Source organism: Streptomyces sp. NPDC002853, from assembly GCF_053591915.1.
Window position 1 is genome coordinate 636,011 of record NZ_JBSFUS010000001.1, and the last position, 19,791, is coordinate 655,801.

Genomic DNA, 19,791 nt, shown 5'->3' on the forward strand with positions numbered 1-19,791 from the left:
GCCAACGTAGCGAACTGCTAAACGGGACGCGCGCCCGGGGGTGCCGTACGGGGACCTTCGCGGGTACGGAACACGTCCATGAACGCGTGGACACGTGGTGACGCGGCGAGTTCCTCCAGGGTGACGGGGCGGCCCGCGGCGTCGGCGATCGGCAGTCGCCAGTTCGGATACTGGTCCCAGGTGCCGGGGAGATTCTGCGGGCGGCGGTCGCCCACCGCGTCCGGCAGCCAGACGCCGATCATGCGGGCCGGGGTGGCGAGCAGGAAACGGTGGACGGCACGGATCTCCTCCTGCTCGTGTCCGCCGCCGCCGGGCAGCATTCCGAGGCGCGTGAGCAGCGCGAGCCACTCCGAGACGTCCGCCGCGGCCTCGGCCTGCTCGACGGCCAACGGGCGGGTCAACAGGGCGAGTCTGTCGCGCAGTTGCACGTGCTCGCCGGTGATGCGGGCCGCGGTGGAGGGCAGGTCGTGGGTGGTGGCGGTGGCCAGGCAGTCCGCGCGCCACAGCTCGGGCGGCAGCGGCCGCCCGGTGCCGGCCCAGTCCCGCTCGAACCAGAGCACGGAGGTGCCGAGCACGCCGCGCCGCTGCAGGGTCTCGCGGACGCCGGGCTCGACGGTGCCGAGGTCCTCGCCGATGACGAGGGCGCCCGCGCGGTGCGCCTCCAGGGCGAGAACGGCGAGCATCGCATCCGCGTCGTACTGGACGTACGTTCCCTCGGTGGGCGCGCGGCCCTCCGGGACCCACCAGAGCCGGAAGAGCCCCATGACGTGGTCGATGCGGATCGCGCCCGCGCGGCGGAGCAGGGCACGCAGGAGGGCGCGGTACGGGGCGTAGCCGGACTCGGCGAGGCGGTCGGGGCGCCAGGGCGGCAGGCCCCAGTCCTGGCCGCGCGCGTTGAACGCGTCCGGCGGCGCGCCGGTCGACATGCCCGCGGCGAAGTGCCGTCGCTGTGCCCAGGCGTCGGCTCCGGCCGGGTGCACGCCGACCGCCAGGTCGTGCACGAGGCCGATGGCCATGCCCGCGTCCCGCGCGGAGCGCTGCGCTGCGGCGAGCTGGGCGTCGGTGAGCCAGGCGAGGCGGGAGTGGAAGTCCACGCGGTCCATCAACTCGCGGCGGGCGCGGGCGGCTTCGGGGGACGCGGGGTCGCGCAGGGGCTCTGGCCAGGCGTGCCAGTCGGGGCCGTACCGCTCGGCGAGCGCGCACCACGTGGCGTGGTCCTCGAGGTCCTCGCCGTGCTCGGCCAGGAAGTCGTTGTAGGCGGCGCGGCGGCCGGGGCCGAGCGGAACCTCGCGGATCAGTTCCAGGGCCTGGGCCTTGAGCGCCCAGACCGCGTCACGGTCGATCAACTGGCCCTGCTGGAGGACGGATTCACGGAGCGCGGCGGCCCGCCGCGTGAGGTCGGCGGCCATGTCACGGGCCGCACCGTCCAGGTGGGCGTACTCGGGAACGTCCTCGATCCGGAGGTGGACGGGGTCGGGGAAGCGGCGCGACGAGGGGCGGTACGGGGAGGGGTCGGACGGCCCGTCCGAAGGCTTCGGAACCGCCGCGTGCAGGGGGTTGACCTGCACGAATCCCGCACGCAGGGCCCGCCCGGACCAGGCCGCGAGCTCGGCGAGGTCACCGAGATCACCCATGCCCCAGGACCGGCGGGAGAGAAGGGAGTAGAGCTGGACGAGAATCCCGTACGTCTTCTCGCGCGGGGGCGGCAGGCGGTGCGGGGCAACCACGAGATGCGCGACGGCCGTACGGGCTTCGGGACCCGGCGTCGTGACGCGAACGCGATGAACACCGAGCGGCAACACCCCCACGGACTCCGACTCCGCTTCCGGCGACTGCGGCGCGGGGGCAGAGCCTTCGGGGGCGGCGTCCGCGAAGGCGAAGTCTTCGAAGGCGGCGTCCGCGGAGGCGGGGGCCACGGAGGTCATGCTCGCGGGTGCCCTACCCGGGGAGGCCGTGCTCGCGGAGGCAGTGCTCGCGGGGGCCGTGCCTCCGGGGGCCTCACTCGCGGAGGCGGTGTCTCCGGAAGCCGCACTCGCCAAGCCCACGTCCGCCGAGGCCGTTCCCCCGAAGCCCGGCTCCGAGGAGGCAGCCCCCGGCAGGTCCCACTCAAGACGCTCGCCCCGTTCCGTATCCACGCTCACCCGCGTGCCCGGGGGCAGCCCGGCCCAGGGCGGGGGCGTCTCGGGGTCGCCCTGCCACACCACCACCGTCGGCGGCAGCAGGCGGGCGCTCAGCTCTGCCTCGCGGGCCGTGAGGGCGTGCCGCAGCGCCTCGGGGGTGCTCGCGTCCACGTCCAGGGCGGCCAGGGCCGCGATCACCGCGGCGTCGGTGGCCGGAACCGTGCGGTCCGGGGACGGGGAGTAAGAAGTCGCCACGCCGTGCAGGACGGCAAGGCGGGAAAGTCCGGTGGGATCGGTGGGCCCGGTGGTGGGGCCGGTCACTCCGGATGGGGCCATCTAGACCCCCATGTAGGCCAGGCCCGACGCGGTGCCGGTTGAGGTGGGCTCGCTGGTCAGCGGGGCGGCGTCGGCGAGCGGAGGCTCGCTGGTCAGGGGTGCTGCGTCGGCCAGCGGGGGCTCGCTGGTCAGGGGCGGCTCGAGGCAGCCGCAGGAGCAGGAGCCGTCCAGGCCCGAGTCCGGGCCGGAGACCTGTTTGGAGAGAGCGGAGAGAAGAAGATTCGCGGAAGCGGGCACGTAAGGCTCCATTGTCAGGGGGCAGGTGTCAGGGGCAGGTCTTCGGCAGCCCTACCCAATGCACGGGGTCGCAGACATATCCGTTGTATGAACGTGCGCGCACTCACATTCGTTTCCCTGTGTGGGGGGTCGAACGCAAGATCTTCCTTCCCCCCACCTTCGGTACCCCCCGTCCCTGCCCCCGTCCGGGCGATACATTCCGGCCCCGCCGCATCCCGACCCCCGATCCACCCACGCGTTCGACGGCGGACCGGCCTATGTCACAGGGAAGAAAACCCCCACAACACCCACGCCCGTTGACACTCCCACCACGCGAGTGGTGGGCTCAGTGACACCCTGAGACAACAGACGCACCACACGTGATCACCGGCACGAAGGACACGAGGAGAGGGCCGTGCAACTGCGGCGCAGAAAAGGCGCGGCGGCCATCGCCGTCGCCGTCATCGCGGGCGCGCTCTCCGGCGCCCCCGGCGCCGTCGCCGCCCCCGGCCTCCCCGGAAAGCCCGGCGCCCCCGCCACCTCACCGGACGACGACCGCGAGAGTGACGGCACCCTTCCCCCGGTCTGGCCCCGCCCCCAGTCGTTGACCACGGCCGGGACCCCGGTCACCGTCACCGACGAGGTCGTGCTGGCCACCGGCAAGGACCCCGATCCGTACGCCATGGACGCCCTGCGCGCCCTGCTCCGCGACGCGGGCGCCCGTGAGATCACCGAGGTCGAGGACGGCGCCCAGCTCCCCGCGGGTGGCGGAAAGCTCGTCATCCGCGCCGAAGGCATCGGCGCGGACCAGGCACTGCGCACCCTCGGCGCCCGCGCCCGCGGCGACCTCCCCGCCGGGGGCTACCGCCTCGCGGTGGGCCGGATCGGCGGCCAGGACACCGTCGCCCTCGCGGGGGCGGGCAGCGACGGCCTCTTCCACGGCGTGCAGACCCTGCGTCAGCTGCTCATCAAGGGCACCGGCGGCACCACCGTCCCCGGGGTCCAGATCCGCGACTGGCCCGGCACCGCGGTCCGCGGCATGACGGAGGGTTTCTACGGCACCCCGTGGACCCGCGAGCAGCGCCTGGACCAGCTGGACTTCATGGGGCGCACCAAGCAGAACCGCTACCTCTACGCCCCCGGCGACGACCTCTACCGCCAGGCGCGCTGGCGCGAGCCGTACCCCGCCGACCAGCGCGCCGACTTCCGTGCCCTCGCCGAGCGGGCCAAGCGCAATCACGTGACGCTCGCCTGGGCCGTCGCGCCCGGCCAGGCCATGTGCATGTCGTCCGACAAGGACGTCAAGGCCCTGAACCGCAAGATCGACGCGATGTGGGCCCTGGGCGTACGCGCCTTCCAGCTGCAGTTCCAGGACGTCAGCTACAGCGAGTGGCACTGCGGTGCCGACGCCGAGGCCTTCGGTTCGGGGCCCGATGCCGCCGCGAAGGCGCAGGCACGCGTCGCCAACGCGGTCTCCGCGCACCTGGCCGAGCGCCACCCCGGCGCGAAGCCGCTCTCGCTGATGCCCACGGAGTACTACCAGAACGGCTCCACGGAGTACCGCGACGCCATCGCCGCCCGCCTCGACGAGCGGGTCGAGGTGGCGTGGACCGGCGTCGGCGTGGTCCCCAAGACCATCACCGGGCGTGAACTGGCGGGCGCGCGCAAGGCGTTCGGCTCGCACCCGCTCGTGACGATGGACAACTACCCCGTCAACGACTTCGCGCAGGACCGTATCTTCCTGGGCCCCTACACCGGCCGCGAGCCGGCCGTGGCGACCGGCTCGGCGGCGCTGCTCGGCAACGCCATGGAGCAGCCGTCCGCCTCGCGCATCCCGCTGTTCACCGCCGCCGACTACGCGTGGAATCCGCGCGCCTACCGCCCGCACGAGTCCTGGCTCGCCGCGATCGACGACCTGTCGGGCGGCGACGCGAAGGCCCGGGGCGCGCTGCGGGCCCTCGCGGGCAATGACGCCTCGTCCGTCCTCGGCGCCGACGAATCGGCGTATCTGCGTCCGCTCATGGACGACTTCTGGCGGGCGCGCACCACGACGGACACCGCCCGCGTCGAGAAGACGGGCCAGGCCCTGCGGGACGCCTTCACCGTCATGAAGGAGGCGCCGCGGCGCCTCGCCGGCAGCGACCTCGACACCGAGGTGGGGCCCTGGGTGGAGCAGTTGGCGCGTTACGGCGAGGCCGGCGAGACGGCGGTCGACATGCTGCGTGCGCAGTCCACCGGCGACGGCGCCGCCGCCTGGCGCGCCTCGCGCACCCTGTCGGGGCTCCAGAAGGACCTGAAGGCCTCCCGGGTGACCGTCGGCAAGGGCGTCCTCGCCCCCTTCCTGACGCGGGCCCAGAAGGCGTACGGGTCGTGGGCGGGGCTCGACGGCGAGCAGGCGTCGGACCGCGCCACGGTCCGTGCCCCCCGCGCCCGCCCTCTGACGGCGGTGACGGCGCTGACCGACCCCGGCACCAAGGGCAGCATCGAGGCGCACGTCCCCGGCGAGGGCTGGCGCCGCGTCGGCGCCCTGTCGGGCACGGGCTTCACCGAGGCCAAGCCCTCCGCGCCCAAGGGCACCCGCCTGCGGGCCGACGCCGTCCGCGTCACGGTCACCGAGGGCACGGTGCGCCACGTCGTTCCCTGGTACGCCGACTCCCCCGCCGCCCGCTTCTCCCTGGCCCGCACCGAGGCCGACGTGGAGATCGGCGGCGGCCCGCAGCGGATCACCGCGGAGCTCACGTCCCTGCGCCCCGGCGACGTACAGGGCAAGGTCACGGCGAAGGCGCCGAAGGGCGTTCAGGTGCGCACCCCGGAGAAGTCGACGCTGCCGCGCGGCACGCGCGTGGACGTCCCGGTCGACGTCACCGTCCCCGCGGGCACGCGCGCGGGGACGTACGAGATCCCGGTCACCTTCGACGGCCAGACCCGCACGGTGTCGGTCCGCGCCTACCCCCGCACCGACGGCCCCGACCTGGCGCGCGGCGCGAAGGCGTCGTCGTCGGGCGACGAGACGAAGGACTTCCCCGCCTCCGGCGCCAACGACGGCGACCCGAAGACCCGCTGGTCATCGCCGGTCGAGGACGGTGCCTGGTGGCAGCTGGAGCTCGCGGAGCCGGTCAGGCTCGGCCAGGTCGTCCTGCGCTGGCAGGACGCGTACGCGGCGGGCTACCGCGTGCAGACCTCCGCCGACGGCAAGACCTGGCGTACGGCGGCCACCGTCAAGGACGGCAAGGGAGGCCGCGAGACGATCCGCATGGACGCCCGCGACACCCGCCACATCCGTATCCAGGGCGACAAACGGGCCACACGCTTCGGCTATTCGCTGTGGTCGGTGGAGGCGTACGCGGTGGCCGACGGCGCGTGAGCGGACGAGCCGCTCAACAAGGCGGCTGCGAAGCTTGCCAGTTGAGCGGTCGGACGCGCGATGATGGAGACCAGGCCTCGTCGGGGGGATCGACATGCGATTACTGGCGCATCGACCGAATGCGCGGGTCTCGTGTGCCGTGCTGCTGTACGAGGGCGGCGCCGACGAGCCGGACGCCTACCGCGGTGGTCCCGGGCCCGGGGACGATCCGTACGAGCGGGAGCTCCGTGAACGCGACCGGCGCGAGCGAGACCTCCGAGCGGACCGGGAACGAAGCGAGCGCGCCTGGGCGGCGCTGGAACCGGATGCGCGGGAGCGACTGGAGCGCGAGCTGCACACGTGGCAAGAGGACGCGCGGGAAGACCTCGATCGCCATCGGGCCGAGCGGGAGCGGCGGGAACGCGAGCTGGGCGACGAGGCGCGGCGGGAACGCGAGCGGGCACTGGCGCGCCTTGACCGGTTGCGGCTGGAGCGCGAGCGGGAGCAGCGCCGGCAGGAGCGGAGCCGGCTGGAGCAGCGGCGCCGGTCCGGGCCTCCTCCCGTCACGCGGGCCCTCCGGGACTCCCTGACCCGCTGGCCCGACAGCCTCTTCCACGCCGAACCGGATCGTGTCCTCCTGCTGAGCAGCACTTCCGTGGAGAGACCGTCCTGGCTCCGCGATGCCGTCCGGGACACACGCGATCTCCTGCTAGTCCACTACGCGGGCGCCCTGGACACGGGTGTCCTGGACGGTGCCCCCGGCACCCGGCGCGGCCTGCCGCTGCTCGAACTGCTTGATGTCCTTGAATCGGCATCGGCCCGGCACGTCGTCGTGGTCCTGGAACCTGATTGGCAGGCCGAGACCCCCCACGAGGGGGAATTCCACCACCGGTACGCGCACCTGACGCGGCGCTCGCAGGGCCGTCTCACACTGATCGTCGCCGAACCTTTCCCCGGGTATTCCCGGTCCTTCCTCGCCGACGCGCTCGGCGGCGACAGCCCGCTCACCGCGCACACGCTTGCCGCCCACCCGCGGGCCCGTGTCCTGCTCCGGGCGGACGGCCGCGACGTACGGCTCACCGGGTCCGGGCGACCCGGCGGCCGGGAACCGGTGGCCAGGGACCGCGCCCGCGCCCTCAACCAGTCGCTCGCCCGCACCCGTTCCGCACTGGCCAAGGCCCGCGATGCCACCGGCTCGGCGCTGTCCGCATCCGCGCCGCTCGCCCTCCTGCTGCTGGCCGTCGCGATGGTCGCGGGCGGTCTCTTCGCGCTGCTCCGTGCGTTGCCGCCCCTGCGCGGGACGTGGGGAGCCGCCGTGCTGCTCGGTCTGTGGGCGGTGCTGGCCGTCATCGGGATCGTGAGTGCACGGCTGCGGACGCCGCCCGCCCGGGGCCGCCCGCCCGGCAAGGCGTCCACGGCGTCCCCCGTGCCCCGGGGCCGCGCCTTCGCGGACGGCGTGTTCGCGGCCTGGGGCTTCTCGGGTCCGCTGGCCGCCACGCCCGCGCGCCCCCCGCAGCCCGTCCCCGCCCGCCCGACCCGTGAGGAGAGCCGGGCCGCGGTCGAGCGGTCCCTGAGCGCCCTGTACGCCCGTCTGCCCGTGCCCCAGATGCGGGCCCCGGACCCGCCGACGCCCCCCGCGTCTCCCGCATCCCCTGCGCCATCCCCTTCGCCCGACGACAACGGGACCACTCCATGACCGCCCCCGTCCCACCCCGATCCCCGGAGCCGGTGGACCCGCAGGAGCCGGAGACGTCACCGGAACCCGCGGCGCCGCCCGCGGCCGGTGAGTACCGCGAGCTGCCCTCCGGTGAGCAGATGAGGATCTGGAACGAGCTGGTGTCCGACTCCGCCGAGCGGATGCTGTCGCTCGTCGAGCAGGAGTTCCAGATGAAGAACAAGCTCGTCGACCAGCGGGTCCAGGACGCCGAGCACAACCGCCGCCTCGACCTGGTCAACGTGTGGTTCAGGGCGGCGGGCCTGGTGACCGGCGTGGCCCTGGGCGCGGGCGGGATCGTCGGCTACCTCTGGATCGCCAAGTACTGCGTCGACCACGGCTCGGCAGGCGCGGGCGCCGGTCTGCTCGGCGGCGGTGTCGCGGCACTGGCGGCCGTGATCACGGCTGTGCAGCGCCGCAACGGCCAGTGACGCGGGGCCGGGCGGGGCGAGCCCGCAACGGCCGCACGCCCCGCCCCGCCCCCACGCAAAAGCCCGGATCTCTCAGGCAGAGATGCCGTCGATCCGGGCCATCGCGTCGTCCGCGCCGAACGGCTGCAAGTACGGCAGCCAGCGCGGATCCCTGTGCCCGGTCCCGATGATGCGCCACGCGAGCCCTGAGGGCGGCGCGGGCTTGTGACGCAGGCGCCACCCCAGCTCCAGGAGATGGCGGTCCGCCTTGGTGTGGTTGCAGCGGCGGCAGGATGCCACCACGTTCTCCCAGGCGTGCTGACCGCCACGGCTCTTCGGAATGACGTGGTCGACGCTGGTTGCGACGCCACCGCAGTACATGCACCGACCGCCGTCGCGGGCGAAGAGCGCCCGCCTGGTCAGAGGAACGGGCCCCCGGTAGGGGACCCGGACGAACCGCTTGAGGCGGACCACGCTGGGTGCGGGGACGGTGCGCGTTGCGCTGTGCATGAAGGCGCCGGATTCCTCGAGGCAGAGAGCCTTGTTCTCCAGGACGAGGACGAGCGCGCGGCGGAGCGGTACGACGCCCAGAGGCTCGTACGACGCATTGAGGACCAGGACGTGCGGCACGGATGCCTCCTATTACGCCGGCGGCGCGTGGCTCGCGCCGGGACGATCTGTAGCCAGTCTCCCCTCATGCCTGGTCCAAGCGCCACCATGTGCTCGTAACGGGCTCGGAGTGTTTTCGACCACACATGTACAACACCCTCATCTTCCCCAGGTGAGCACCGTCTCTCCCTCGAACATCACAACGATCCACACACAATGCCCCGTTAGTGTGGTGTCTCTGCCCGGTGCATCTCCTGGGCAGGCCGCTATGCCTGGAGGTACCTGCCGTGTTCCTGTCCGTCCTGTCAGCAGCCGGAACGGACCCGGACGACAAGTCGACACCCAAGCCCCCGACACTGGAAGACGCCCAGGAGCACGCGACGAACGCCGCGAGCTGGGTCGAGCAGAACTGGTCGGCGTGGCTGGGCATCGGGCTCCGCATCCTGCTGATCGTCGCCGTGGCCATCGTCCTGCGCGTGGTCATCCGGCGCTCGATCACCAAGCTCATAGACCGCATGAACCGCACGGCCCAGTCCGTGAACGGCACCGCGCTCGGCGGCCTCCTGGTGAACGTGGAGCGCCGCCGCCAGCGCTCGCAGGCGATCGGCTCGGTGCTGCGCTCGGTGGCGTCGTTCCTGATCCTCGGCACCGCCGCGCTCATGATTCTCGGCACATTCCAGATCAACCTCGCCCCGCTGCTCGCCTCGGCGGGCGTGGCGGGCGTGGCGATCGGTTTCGGCGCCCGCAACCTGGTCACGGACTTCCTCTCCGGCGTCTTCATGATCCTTGAGGACCAGTACGGCGTGGGCGACTCGATCGACGCGGGCGTGGCGTCCGGCGAGGTGATCGAGGTCGGCCTGCGCGTGACGAAGCTGCGCGGCGACAACGGCGAGATCTGGTACGTCCGCAACGGCGAGGTCAAGCGCATCGGCAACCTCAGCCAGGGCTGGTCCACGGCGGGCGTCGACGTCACCGTCCGCCCGGACGAGGACCTGGAGAAGGTGAAGGCGAAGCTGGTCGAGGTCGGCGAGACCATGGCCAAGGACGAGCCGTGGAACGAGCGCCTGTGGGGCCCGGTGGAGGTCCTCGGCCTGGACAGTGTCCTGCTCGACTCGATGGTCGTACGGGTCTCCGCGAAGACGATGCCCGGCAACGCCCTCGGCGTGGAGCGCGAGCTGCGCTGGCGCATCAAGCGTGCCTTCGACGAAGCGGGCATCCGCATCGTGGGCGGCCTCCCGCTCCAGGCGACGGAGGAAGCGGCCGCGGACCCGTCGGCGGCCATGGCGGCCCCGTCGGCCTACGCGTCGGCGACGTCCCCGCAGTCCCTTGCGGCCTCCCCGATAACCCCGCCGCCGAATCTCTCGAAGTAGCGCCCCAGAAGCACCCCGCGCAACAGCACGCCCCCGCAGGTAACGACTTGGTTGCCTCGGGGGCGTTCGCTATTGACGCCCTCTTCGCGCCGGTCGTACCGTCCTCACGAATTGGAAAGTTTCCTAACAGTTAGCGGTCGTCCAAAAGTAAGGTGACGTCATGGCAGCAGCGGGCAGCACTCCGGGCACCCCGAGCGTCCTGCGTGCCATGAACGACCGGGCCGTCCTCGATCTTCTCGTCGTGCACGGACCCCTCACCCGCACCCGCATCGGCGAGCTGACCGGGCTGTCCAAGCCCACCACCTCCCAGCTCCTGGGGCGCCTGGAGGCGGCCGGGCTCGTGCACACCACCGGCAGCCTGAGCGGCCGTCCCGGACCCAACGCCCTGCTGTACGAGATCGACCCCGGCGCCGGACACGTCGCCGCGCTGTCCGCCGACCCCACCGGGATCACGGCACTCGTCGCCGACATCACCGGCACCGTCCTCGGCAAGGAGCGCGTGGAGGCGGAAGCCGTCGCCGAGGACGTGCGCCACCGCACCGCCCAGCTCGTCGCGGAGGCCGTCGACGGCGCCCTGCGCCAGGCAGGGCTCGGGCACGAGGATCTGCGGGCCGCCGTCATCGGCACCCCCGGCGCCATCGACCCGCACACCGGCGCCCTGCGGTACGCACCGCACCTGCCGGGCTGGCACTCACGGACGCTGCGCGACGATCTCGCCGCCGTCCTCGGCACCCCCGTCGTCATCGAGAACGACGTGAACCTTGCCGCCGTCGCCGAGCAGTACGAGGGCGCCGCCCAGGACCACGACAACTACGTGCTGACCTGGCTCGACGAAGGCGTCGGCGCCGCCATCGTGCTCGGCGGCACCCTGCTGCGCGGCGCGACCGGCGGCGCGGGCGAGATCGGCTACATGCCGCTGCCGGGCGCTCCGCTCCTTCGCGGGGACACGCGGGGCGGGGGCGGCGGCGGCTTCGAGAGCCTCGTCTCCGCGTACGTCGTGCGTGAACTCACCGGTGGCGGGGCGACGTTGGCGCAGGTCATGGCCGACGACGCCGCGCTCGCCGAGGTCGCTCGGCGCATCGCCACCGGCATCGCCGCCGTGGTCGCCGTCGTCGACCCCGAACTCGTCGTGCTCTCCGGCTCGGTGGCCCAGGCGGGCGGCGACAAGCTGCGCGCCCGGGTCGAGGAGGAGCTGACCGGGCTCGCGCTCCCCCGCCCGCAGATCCGCATCAGCGAACTCGACGGCGACCCGATCCTCACCGGCGCCCTGCGCTCGGCCCTCACCCAGGCCCGCGACCAGGTCTTCGACACGGCCTGAGGGAGACCCACCCCTCGCCCGGACCCACCCCTCGCCCGGCTCCACCCCTCGCCCGGCCCCACCCCTCGCCCGGCTCCACCCCAACTCCCCTCCCCGTAAAGGAAGTCCGCCATGCCGCGATGGCGCATGTCCACCTGCGCGTCCGCGGCGCTCGCCGCAGCCGGTCTGTTGCTCTCCGGCTGCGCCAACCCGAGCGTCGGCAGCGCGAACGACGACCCGACGAAGCCGGTCACCCTGAAGTTCTGGCACGGCTGGGCGACGCCCGGCGAGGTCAAGGCCGTCAACGACAGCATCGACCGGTTCGAGAAGCTGCACCCGAACATCAAGGTCAAGGCCACCGGGAACGTCTCCGACGAGACCGTCAACCAGGCCCTGCGGGCGGGCGGCGACAAAGCCCCGGACGTGGTGTCCTCCTTCACCACCAACAACGTGGGCCAGTACTGCGACTCCGGGATGTGGGCGGACCTCGATCCGTTCATGAGGAAGACCGGCCTGGACAAGGAGAAGGTCTTCCCCAAGACGCTTCTCGACTACACCAGTTACCGGGGCAGCCAGTGCGCCCTGCCGCTGCTCGCGGACGCCTTCGGCATGTACTACAACAAGGACGCCTACAAGAAGGCGGGCATCGAGCGGCCCCCGCGCACGATGTCCGAGTTCGAGAAGGTCGCCAGGAAACTGACCGTCCGCAGCGGCAAGAACTCGTACAAGCAGGTCGGGTATCTGCCCAACTTCCGCTTCTACCAGAACAGTCCGGACCGGCTCTTCGCCCAGTGGGGGCCGAAGTACTTCGACGCCAAGGGGAACTCGCGGCTCGCGGACGATCCCTCCACGTACAAGTTCTTCAAGACAGCCGGACAACTCGCTGCCGCGCAGGGCGGGTTCAACGACCTGGAGCGGTTCCGGCTGACCTTCGGCGACGAGATGTCCAGCCAGAACGCCTTTTTGACCGGCAAGGTCGCCATGCACCTGGACGGCGAGTGGCGCGGCCTCATGCTGGACGAGGCGAAGGCGGAGTTCGACTGGGGCGTGGCCCCGCTGCCCGTCCCCGACGACCAGGCCGACACCTACGGACGCGGCTTCATCACCGGCACCGTCGCCGGCATCGCGCACAGCAGCAAGCACCAGAACGCCGCGTGGGAACTGGTGCGGTTCCTGACCGCGGACACCAAGCAGGTCGTGAGCTTCGCGAACGCCATCCACAACGTGCCCTCCACGTTCGCGGCGCTCAAGTCCCCCGACCTGGACGCCGATCCGACCTTCCGGACCTTCTTCGACATCCTGGAGAACAAGCACAGCAAGGCCCTGCCGCCCTCCGTGAACGGCGGCGCCTACGTCGTCTCGCTGCAGGACTTCGCGTACTCCGTCGAGGCCGGGCGCATCGGTGACCTGCGCAAGGGCCTGAAGAAGCTCGACGAGCAGATCGACGCCGACACCCTCCAGTCGAAGAGCTGAAGAGCTGAGGACCCCGCCATGGCCATGACCCTTTCCAATCCCGCGCGCCGCAGACTGCGCACGCTCGGCTTCCTCTCCCCCTGGCTCGTCGGCTTCAGCGTCTTCTTCGCGTACCCGCTGATCGCCACCGTCTACTTCTCGTTCATGCACTACAACCAGATCAAGGAGCCCTCGTTCGTGGGCCTCCGCAACTGGAAGTACGTGTTCGAGCAGATGCCGCTGTTCGGTCCCGCCCTGTGGAACACCCTGTGGCTGGTCGTGATCATGGTGGCCCTGCGGGTGGTCTTCGGGCTCTCGCTCGGGCTGCTGATCACGAAGATCAAGACGGGCCCCGGGCTCTTCCGCACCGCCTTCTACCTCCCGTATCTCGCCCCGCCGGTGGCCGCCACCGTCGCCTTCGTCTTCCTGCTCAACCCGGGCACGGGACCGGTGAACGAGATCCTCGGCGCGGTCGGGATCTCCGGGCCCAACTGGTTCAACGACCCGGACACCGCCAAACCCTCGCTGGTGCTGCTCTCCCTGTGGGGCATCGGCGACCTCATGGTCATCTTCATGGCGGCGCTGCTCGACGTCCCGAAGGAGCAGTACGAGGCCGCGGATCTGGACGGCGCCGGGGCGTTCGCCAAGTTCCGTTACGTCACCTGGCCCGCGATCACACCCATCGTGATGTTCGCGGTGGTCACGGGTGTCGTGCAGACCATGCAGTACTACACGCAGGCCCTGGTCGCGGGGAAGGTCGCCTCCGGCGTCAACATCGGGCCGGGGTCGGTCATCCAGCCCGGCTACCCCGACCATTCGACCCTCACGGTCCCCCAGCTCGTCTACCAGATGGGCTTCCAGAACTTCAACACCGGCGCCGCGTGCGTGCTCTCGCTCGTGCTCTTCGCCATCGCCATGGCCGTCACGCTGCTCCTGATGCGCAAGCGCTCCGGGCTGCTCTCGGCGGAGGACTGAGGACTCATGACGACCACGACGCTCACCGCACCCACCACGCCCGCCCCCGCCACCCCGAAGCAGCGCGGCCCGGCCGCGGCCCGCGCCCGCCGCAAGCGGGCCCTGCACTGGATCGCCGTGCACAGCGTGGCGATAGCCGTGGCGCTGCTGTTCGTCCTGCCGTTCGTCTTCGTCTTCCTGACGTCGGTGATGAGCGACTCACAGGCCATGAGCGGCGACCTGTGGCCCGACTCCTGGCACTGGTCCAACTACCAGGCCGTGTTCGAGACCCCCGGCTTCCTGGACTGGTGGCGCAACTCGCTCATGTACGCGGGCCTCGGCACCCTCTTCACGGTCTGCTCGGCGATCCCCGTGGCGTACGCGCTCGCCAAGTTCCGCTTCCGCGGCCGGCGCACCGCGATGCTGCTCGTCATCTCCACGATGATGCTGCCGCCGCAGGTCATCGTGATCCCGATGTACCTGGTGTGGGCCCAGCAGTTCCACCTGTCGGGCACGCTGTGGCCGCTGATCATCCCGATGGCGTTCGGCGACGCGTACTCGATCTTCCTGCTCAGGCAGTTCCTCCTCACCATCCCCAAGGAGTACATCGAGTCGGCCAAGGTCGACGGGTGCGGCGAGTTCCGCACGATGATCAAGATCGTCGTGCCGATGGCCAAGCCCGGCATCGCCGCCATCGCGCTCTTCCAGTTCTTCTACTGCTGGAACGACTACTTCGGACCGCAGATCTACGCGGCCCAGAACCCCGGTGCCTGGACGCTCAGTTACGGCCTGGAATCCTTCAAGAGCGCCCACAGCGTCAACTGGAACATGACCATGGCAGCGACCCTGCTCGTCATGGCGCCGGTCATCATCATCTTCTTCTTCGCACAAAAGGCCTTCGTCGAAGGCGTCACCCTCACCGGAGTAAAGGGCTGAGAACCGATATGAAGCTCGCAGTGGTCGGCGGAGGGTCGACCTACACACCCGAACTCATCGACGGATTCGCACGGTTGAGGGACACCCTGCCAATCGAGGAGCTCGTCCTCGTCGACCCCGCCGCGGACCGCCTCGAACTCGTCGGGGGCCTGGCACGGCGCATCTTCGCCAAGCAGGGGCACCCCGGCCGCATCGTCACCACGTCCGACGTGGACGCGGGCGTCGCGGACGCCGACGCGGTCCTGCTCCAGCTGCGCGTCGGCGGGCAGGCTGCCCGTCAGCGGGACGAGACGTGGCCCCTGGAGTGCGGCTGCGTCGGCCAGGAGACCACCGGCGCCGGCGGTCTCGCCAAGGCCCTGCGCACGGTGCCGGTCGTCCTCGACATCGCCGAGCGCGTACGCCGCACCAACCCGAACGCCTGGATCATCGACTTCACCAATCCCGTGGGCATCGTGACGCGAGCGCTGCTCCAGGCCGGTCACAAGGCCGTCGGCCTGTGCAACGTGGCGATCGGCTTCCAGCGGAAGTTCGCCAAGCTGCTCGATGTAGCCCCGGGCGAGGTGCACCTCGATCACGTGGGCCTCAACCACCTGACGTGGGAGACGGGCGTACGTCTCGGGGGTCCGGCCAGCGAGGACATCCTGCCCAAGCTGCTCGCCGAGCACGGTGACGCGGTCGCCGCCGACCTGCGCATGCCGCGCGAGATCGTCGACCGGCTCGGCGTCGTGCCCTCGTACTACCTGCGCTACTTCTACCAGCACGACGCGGTGGTGGAGGAGCTGCGGACCAAACCGTCGCGCGCCGCCGAAGTCGCCGCGATGGAACGCCAGTTGCTGGAGATGTACGGCGACCCGACGCTGGACGAGAAGCCCGAACTGCTCGCCAGGCGCGGCGGCGCCTTCTACTCGGAGGCGGCCGTCGACCTGGCGGCCTCACTGCTCGGCAACGGCGGCAGCCCGTACCAGGTGGTGAACACCGTCAACAACGGCACGCTGCCTTTCCTGCCCGACGACGCCGTGATCGAGGTCCAGGCCACGGTCGACGGCACGGGCGCCAAGCCCCTGGCGGTGCCGAAGCTCGACCCGCTGTACGCGGGGCTCATCGCGAACGTCACCGGCTACGAGGACCTGGCACTCCGGGCCGCGCTGCACGGCGGCCGCGACCGCGTGTTCAAGGCGCTGCTCGCCCACCCGCTGGTCGGCCAGTACGCGTACGCGGAGCAGCTCACCGACAGCCTCATCGCGCACAACCGGGAGCACCTGGCGTGGGCGTAGGCAAGAGCGTGCTCGCGATCGACGCGGGCAACAGCAAGACCGACGTCGCGGTGGTCGCGGCCGACGGCACCGTCGTCGGCGCGGCCCGCGGCGGCGGGTTCCAGCCACCCCAGGTCGGCGTCGAGACCGCGGTGGACGTCCTGGAGGAGGCGGTGACGCGGGCCCTGGCGGAGGCGGGCACCGACTCCGTGGAGCACGTGTCCGCCTGCCTGGCCAACGCCGATCTGCCGGTGGAGGAGCGGGAGTTGGCGGCGGCCCTGCGCCGCCGCGCGTGGGGCCCCTCCGTCGACGTACGCAACGACACCTTCGCCATCCTGCGGGCCGGACTCCTGGAGGACGCCGAGCCGCGGGGTGTCGCCGTGGTGTGCGGGGCCGGCATCAACTGCGTGGGCATGCTGCCCGACGGGCGCACGGCGCGCTTCCCCGCCATCGGCCGGATGTCCGGCGACTGGGGCGGCGGTGGCGGCCTGGCCGAGGAGGCGCTCTGGTACGCGGCGCGGGCCGAGGACGGCCGCGGCGACGCGACCGCGCTGCGCGAGGCACTGCCCGCGCACTTCGGCCTGCCCTCCATGTACGCGCTGATCGAGGCCCTGCACCTGGGCTCCATCGCCCCCGTACGGCGGCACGAGCTGACGCCGGTGCTCTTCGCGACGGCGGCGGCCGGCGACGCGGTGGCCCGCGCCCTGGTGGACCGGATGGCCGACGAGGTCGTCGCCATGTCGACGGTGGCCCTGGACCGCCTCGACCTGCTCGGCGAGGAGACCCCGGTGCTTCTCGGCGGCAGCGTCCTCGCCGCCAGGCACCCGCAACTGGACGACCGGGTACGGGCGTTGCTGGCCGACCGGGCGCCCAAGGCGGTGGCCAGGGTGGTCGTCGCCCGCCCCGTGCTCGGCGCCGCGCTGCTCGGCCTGGACCAGGTGGGGGCACCCACCGACGTGCACGCGCGCGTGCGGGGGCATTACGAGACGGGGGCTTCCTGAGAGGCGTCCGGGCCCGACCGCCCGGAGTTCATCGGCCCGGCAGGGAACCGATCCGCACAGAATCGCGTATTCAAGGGCAGGGGTGGTGTGCGATCTTCGCTTGATCCGGACTGGATTCGCATGATCCGGACAGGTCTCCCGACGCAGTGATCAATACAAGATCCAGTCAAGACCTGTGCGGATGTCGGTCCCTGCGGCGATACTTGCCGCCGTGCACTTCCACCCGCACCGCGCACGCCGGGCGGAAGTGAACGTCCGATGACCAAGGGGGAGGTCGAGGTCGAGGTGACATACCCGCCGAACGGCAGCGCCGCGCCGCCGGGACAGACCGCGCCGACGATGCCCGTCGTCCCGCCGCAGGCAGGGCCGGACCCCGCGTCGTCCGCACCGGCCGTGCCGGGCGCGGCGCCCCGCAGGCCCGCGTGGATCGAGGGCCGGGACCGGCTGCGCGCGGCGGCGACGACGGAACCGGGAAGGCTGCGGATCATCGGCGCCTTCCTGGCGCTGCTCGTCGTGGCGTTCGGCGCGATCACCACCTGGCAGATGTCCGACCGTTCGGCCGCCGCGGACAGCGTCCTGAACCGCAGCCAGCCGCTGAGCGACGACGCCGCCGCCATCTACCGCTCCCTCGCCGACGCCAACACGGCCGCCTCCAGCGGCTTCCTGGCGGGCGGCCAGGAACCCGCCGCGGTGCGCGACCGGTACAAGGCCGACATCGAGCGGGCCTCCGAGAAGCTGGCGAACGCCGCGTCGAACGCGGGCTCGGGCTCGTCGGCCGCCGCGTCGGTGAGCAAGCTGAACAAACTGCTGCCCGAGTACACCGGCCTGATCGAGCGTGCCCGCGCGAGCAACCGCCAGGGCCTGCCCCTGGGCGGTGCCTACCTGCGGTACGCGAACGACAAGATGCAGACCGAGATGCTCCCGGCCGCCGAGCAGCTCTACACCGCGGAGAAGCAGCGGCTGAACTCGGACTACGACGACGCGAAGCCGTACCCCTGGTTCGCCATCGCCCTCGGCCTGCTCGCGCTCGGCGCCCTGTTCTGGGCCCAGCGCCGCAACTACCGCCGCACGAACCGGGTGTTCAACCACGGCCTGGTCGCCGCGACCGCCGCGACCACGGTGGTCCTCCTCTGGCTCGTCGCCGGTCACACCTTCGCCCGCTCGGGGCTCAACGACTCGTACGACCACGGCGTGGAATCCCTGAACGTCCTGAACGACGCCCGCATCAGCTCCCTCAAGGCCCGCAGCAACGAAAACCTCACGCTGGTCAGCCGGGGCGCGGAGACCGTCGAGGTGGGCGCGGACAAGGAGATCAAGGACAAGTTCGACGTCGCCTACCAAGCGCAGATGAAGCAGCTCGGCAGCGCCGACAGCGGTCTGCTCGGCAAGGCGGCGGCCATCGCCGACGACGCGTCGGGCAAGAATCCCGTCAAGGCGGCCGCGGACAACGTGTCGGTCTGGAAGGACCGGCACAAGACCGCGCGGGACAGCGACGACGCGGGTGACTACAAGGGAGCGCTCGCCAAGGTCGTCGGCGACAAGAGCGACGAGCCCACCGGCGAGTGCTTCGACAACGTCGACGACGCGCTCGAAGACGCGCTGACGCACGAGCGCGGCGAGTTCCAGCAGGCGGCGAAGGACGGCAAGGGGGCGATGAGCGGGCTCCCGGTCGGCGCCGCCGTACTCGCGGTGCTCGCCGCGGCGGGCGCCGTGCTCGGCGTCGGGCGCAGGCTGTCGGAGTACAGGTGAGAGGGGGCGAGCGGACGATGCGTACGCGAGGAGTGGCGAGGATGCGCGGCTGGGGCGGAGCTGCCGCCATGGCGGTGGCCTGCGCCCTCACGGGCTCCCTGGTGCTCGTGCTGCCGGAGGCCGGCGGCGCGGCGGGGGCCGGCAAGGGCGAGGGCCAGGCCGCGTCCAGGGGCTCCGCCGCGGCAGCGCCCGCGCGCGCCGAGGAGTGCGAGACCCCGGAGGAGAGCCTCTCCCCCTCCGGCAAGGACGGCCCGACGATCAAGGCCATCCGCGACCGCAAGAAGCTCATCGTCGGCGTCGACCAGAACAGCTACCGCTGGGGCTATCGCGACCCGAACAAAAAGACGGGGACGCTCGAAGGCTTCGACATCGACCTCGCGCACAAGATCGCCGAGGAGATCCTCGGCGACCGCGACGCCGTCCTCTTCCGCGCCGTCCCGACCAACCAGCGCGTCAAGGCGATACAGAGCGGCCAGGTCGACATGGTCGTGCGGACCATGACGATCACCTGTGACCGCGAGAAGGAAGTCGCCTTCTCCACCGCGTACTTCAAGACCGGCCAGCAGGTCCTCGCCCCCAAGTCCTCGGACATCACTGGGTTCGACGACTCACTGGACGGCAAGAAGGTCTGCTCCGCGAAGGGTTCCACGGCACTGACCAAGCTGGAGGAGCTCAAGAAGAAAGGCCTGGATGCCGACATCGGTACGACGGTGCCCAATCAACTCGACTGCCTGGTAAGGCTCCAGCTGGGTGAGGTGGACGCCGTCGTGACGGACAGCGCGCTCGCCGCGAGCCAGGCCGCGCAGGACCCGACGGTCGAACTCAAGGGCGACGCACCGCTCAACACGGAGTACTACGGCGTGGCGATGAAGAAGCCGGCGAAGGGCGAGGACGACCTGGTGCGGCGGGTCAACCAAGTCCTCGAGGACTACCGCGACAGCAAGAGCGGCTGGCAGAAGAGCTACGACCACTGGCTGAAGCCGGCCCTCGGCGAATCGGCGGGACCGCCCGCACCGAAGTACAGCGACTGA

15 protein-coding genes are annotated in these 19,791 nt (G+C 71.5%); 12 read left to right on the plus strand and 3 right to left on the minus strand.

Annotated features, from left to right (window positions below):
- Window positions 1-17: 17 nt before the first annotated feature.
- Together malQ and ACWD02_RS02840 are read right to left on the minus strand one after the other, a co-directional pair.
- Complete coding sequence (malQ, locus tag ACWD02_RS02835) at window positions 18-2,456, minus strand: 4-alpha-glucanotransferase (protein WP_451203743.1); 2,439 nt, start codon at window positions 2,454-2,456, stop codon at window positions 18-20.
- Window positions 2,457-2,693, minus strand: a complete 237-nt coding sequence (locus ACWD02_RS02840; RefSeq protein WP_160505071.1) for a hypothetical protein — start codon at window positions 2,691-2,693, stop codon at window positions 2,457-2,459.
- Window positions 2,694-3,087: 394 nt separating this feature from the next.
- Here ACWD02_RS02840 and ACWD02_RS02845 point away from each other — a divergent pair, with 394 nt between their 5' ends.
- From ACWD02_RS02845 to ACWD02_RS02855, 3 genes are all read left to right on the plus strand, one after another.
- Window positions 3,088-6,036 carry a beta-N-acetylglucosaminidase domain-containing protein gene (locus ACWD02_RS02845; protein WP_451203745.1) on the plus strand — a complete coding sequence of 983 codons (2,949 nt, stop codon included), beginning with the start codon at window positions 3,088-3,090 and terminating at the stop codon, window positions 6,034-6,036.
- Between the two features lie 139 nt (window positions 6,037-6,175).
- Window positions 6,176-7,711: a hypothetical protein gene (locus tag ACWD02_RS02850; RefSeq protein ID WP_451203747.1), complete on the plus strand. Its 1,536-nt coding sequence runs from the start codon at window positions 6,176-6,178 to the stop codon at window positions 7,709-7,711.
- On the plus strand, window positions 7,708-8,160 hold the full coding sequence (locus tag ACWD02_RS02855) for a hypothetical protein (RefSeq protein ID WP_451203749.1): 453 nt from the start codon (window positions 7,708-7,710) through the stop codon (window positions 8,158-8,160). The genes ACWD02_RS02850 and ACWD02_RS02855 overlap by 4 nt, the downstream gene beginning before the upstream one ends.
- A gap of 72 nt (window positions 8,161-8,232) precedes the next feature.
- On the opposite strand, the gene ACWD02_RS02860 is transcribed toward ACWD02_RS02855, so the two are convergent.
- Complete coding sequence (locus ACWD02_RS02860; RefSeq protein WP_190080400.1) at window positions 8,233-8,769, minus strand: HNH endonuclease; 537 nt, start codon at window positions 8,767-8,769, stop codon at window positions 8,233-8,235.
- A gap of 266 nt (window positions 8,770-9,035) precedes the next feature.
- Between ACWD02_RS02860 and ACWD02_RS02865 the strand changes: the two genes are divergently transcribed.
- The 9 genes from ACWD02_RS02865 (at window position 9,036) to ACWD02_RS02905 (ending at window position 19,791) form a co-directional block, all read left to right on the plus strand.
- The gene (locus ACWD02_RS02865) at window positions 9,036-10,118 is read left to right on the plus strand and encodes a mechanosensitive ion channel family protein (protein WP_451203752.1); all 1,083 of its coding nucleotides are present in this window, start codon (window positions 9,036-9,038) and stop codon (window positions 10,116-10,118) included.
- Between the two features lie 160 nt (window positions 10,119-10,278).
- A complete protein-coding gene (locus ACWD02_RS02870; protein ID WP_363211243.1) occupies window positions 10,279-11,436 on the plus strand; it encodes an ROK family transcriptional regulator in 1,158 nt (385 codons plus the stop codon).
- Window positions 11,437-11,547: 111 nt separating this feature from the next.
- A complete protein-coding gene (locus ACWD02_RS02875; RefSeq protein ID WP_451203755.1) occupies window positions 11,548-12,888 on the plus strand; it encodes an ABC transporter substrate-binding protein in 1,341 nt (446 codons plus the stop codon).
- 18 nt (window positions 12,889-12,906) lie between these two features.
- Entirely contained in the window at window positions 12,907-13,842 is a 936-nt protein-coding gene (locus ACWD02_RS02880) for a carbohydrate ABC transporter permease (RefSeq protein WP_365816883.1), read from the plus strand.
- Between the two features lie 6 nt (window positions 13,843-13,848).
- The gene (locus tag ACWD02_RS02885; protein WP_451203757.1) at window positions 13,849-14,757 is read left to right on the plus strand and encodes a carbohydrate ABC transporter permease; all 909 of its coding nucleotides are present in this window, start codon (window positions 13,849-13,851) and stop codon (window positions 14,755-14,757) included.
- A gap of 8 nt (window positions 14,758-14,765) precedes the next feature.
- Window positions 14,766-16,031 (plus strand): 6-phospho-beta-glucosidase, encoded by a 1,266-nt coding sequence (locus tag ACWD02_RS02890; RefSeq protein ID WP_451203759.1) that lies wholly within the window; start codon window positions 14,766-14,768, stop codon window positions 16,029-16,031.
- The gene (locus ACWD02_RS02895) at window positions 16,022-17,011 is read left to right on the plus strand and encodes an N-acetylglucosamine kinase (RefSeq protein WP_451203761.1); all 990 of its coding nucleotides are present in this window, start codon (window positions 16,022-16,024) and stop codon (window positions 17,009-17,011) included. Before ACWD02_RS02890 ends, ACWD02_RS02895 begins: the two co-directional genes overlap by 10 nt.
- A 285-nt stretch (window positions 17,012-17,296) precedes the next feature.
- Window positions 17,297-18,760: a hypothetical protein gene (locus ACWD02_RS02900; protein WP_451204371.1), complete on the plus strand. Its 1,464-nt coding sequence runs from the start codon at window positions 17,297-17,299 to the stop codon at window positions 18,758-18,760.
- Between the two features lie 17 nt (window positions 18,761-18,777).
- Window positions 18,778-19,791 (plus strand): glutamate ABC transporter substrate-binding protein, encoded by a 1,014-nt coding sequence (locus ACWD02_RS02905; protein WP_451203763.1) that lies wholly within the window; start codon window positions 18,778-18,780, stop codon window positions 19,789-19,791.

Bases quoted from the DNA above. Each gene is read 5' to 3' on its own strand.
- ACWD02_RS02890 (WP_451203759.1), top strand. From the start codon at position 14,766: ATGAAGCTCGCAGTGGTCGGCGGAGGGTCGACCTACACACCCGAACTC.
- ACWD02_RS02855 (WP_451203749.1), top strand. From the start codon at position 7,708: ATGACCGCCCCCGTCCCACCCCGATCCCCGGAGCCGGTGGACCCGCAG.
- malQ (WP_451203743.1), bottom strand. From the start codon at position 2,456: ATGGCCCCATCCGGAGTGACCGGCCCCACCACCGGGCCCACCGATCCC.
- ACWD02_RS02905 (WP_451203763.1), top strand. From the start codon at position 18,778: ATGCGTACGCGAGGAGTGGCGAGGATGCGCGGCTGGGGCGGAGCTGCC.
- ACWD02_RS02870 (WP_363211243.1), top strand. From the start codon at position 10,279: ATGGCAGCAGCGGGCAGCACTCCGGGCACCCCGAGCGTCCTGCGTGCC.
- ACWD02_RS02875 (WP_451203755.1), top strand. From the start codon at position 11,548: ATGCCGCGATGGCGCATGTCCACCTGCGCGTCCGCGGCGCTCGCCGCA.
- ACWD02_RS02885 (WP_451203757.1), top strand. From the start codon at position 13,849: ATGACGACCACGACGCTCACCGCACCCACCACGCCCGCCCCCGCCACC.
- ACWD02_RS02880 (WP_365816883.1), top strand. From the start codon at position 12,907: ATGGCCATGACCCTTTCCAATCCCGCGCGCCGCAGACTGCGCACGCTC.